The 1,433-nt window shown below is 52.1% G+C and carries 1 rRNA gene (cut by a window edge); it reads right to left on the bottom strand.

Features of this window, described 5'->3' with window-relative positions:
- Positions 1-69: 69 nt before the first annotated feature.
- Positions 70-1,433 (bottom strand): 23S ribosomal RNA (locus tag R7M72_RS24115) (its annotated part continues 1,261 nt past the right edge of the window); the annotation flags it as partial.

Genomic DNA, 1,433 nt, shown 5'->3' with positions numbered 1-1,433 from the left:
TTTTTTAATTCTCGTTCTTACACATTCAATGTTCTTTCATTGAGTCCATCAAAACCCCTTGGGTGTTGTATGGTTAAGCCTCACGGGCAATTAGTACAGGTTAGCTCAACGCCTCACAACGCTTACACACCCTGCCTATCAACGTCGTAGTCTACGACAACCCTTTAGGATACTTAAAGTATCAGGGAGAACTCATCTCAAGGCTCGCTTCCCGCTTAGATGCTTTCAGCGGTTATCGATCCCGAACTTAGCTACCGGGCAATGCGTCTGGCGACACAACCCGAACACCAGAGGTTCGTCCACTCCGGTCCTCTCGTACTAGGAGCAGCCCCTTTCAATTCTCCAACGCCCACGGCAGATAGGGACCGAACTGTCTCACGACGTTCTAAACCCAGCTCGCGTACCACTTTAAATGGCGAACAGCCATACCCTTGGGACCGACTTCAGCCCCAGGATGTGATGAGCCGACATCGAGGTGCCAAACACCGCCGTCGATATGAACTCTTGGGCGGTATCAGCCTGTTATCCCCGGAGTACCTTTTATCCGTTGAGCGATGGCCCTTCCATTCAGAACCACCGGATCACTATGACCTGCTTTCGCACCTGCTCGAATTGTCATTCTCGCAGTCAAGCGGGCTTATGCCATTGCACTAACCTCACGATGTCCAACCGTGATTAGCCCACCTTCGTGCTCCTCCGTTACGCTTTGGGAGGAGACCGCCCCAGTCAAACTACCCACCAGGCACTGTCCGCAACCCCGATAAGGGGTCGACGTTAGAACATCAACACTACAAGGGTGGTATTTCAAGGACGGCTCCACGCAATCTAGCGACTGCGCTTCAAAGCCTCCCACCTATCCTACACATGTAGGGTCAATGTTCAGTGCCAAGCTGTAGTAAAGGTTCACGGGGTCTTTCCGTCTAGCCGCGGGTACACTGCATCTTCACAGCGATTTCAATTTCACTGAGTCTCGGGTGGAGACAGCGTGGCCATCATTACGCCATTCGTGCAGGTCGGAACTTACCCGACAAGGAATTTCGCTACCTTAGGACCGTTATAGTTACGGCCGCCGTTTACCGGGGCTTCGATCAAGAGCTTCGACCGAAGTCTAACCCCATCAATTAACCTTCCGGCACCGGGCAGGCGTCACACCGTATACGTCATCTTGCGATTTTGCACAGTGCTGTGTTTTTAATAAACAGTTGCAGCCACCTGGTATCTGCGACTCTCAATAGCTCCATCCGCGAGGGACTTCACCGTCGAGAGCGTACCTTCTCCCGAAGTTACGGTACCATTTTGCCTAGTTCCTTCACCCGAGTTCTCTCAAGCGCCTTGGTATTCTCTACCCGACCACCTGTGTCGGTTTGGGGTACGATTCCTTACAATCTGAAGCTTAGAGGCTTTTCCTGGAAGCATGGCATCAATGACTTCAC

Origin of the sequence: Vibrio sp. YT-18 (assembly GCF_033337345.1) — a bacterium.
Taxonomy (GTDB): domain Bacteria; phylum Pseudomonadota; class Gammaproteobacteria; order Enterobacterales; family Vibrionaceae; genus Vibrio; species Vibrio alginolyticus.
Note: the sequence above shows the minus strand (reverse complement) of the source record. Positions and strands in the feature narration are given on the sequence as shown.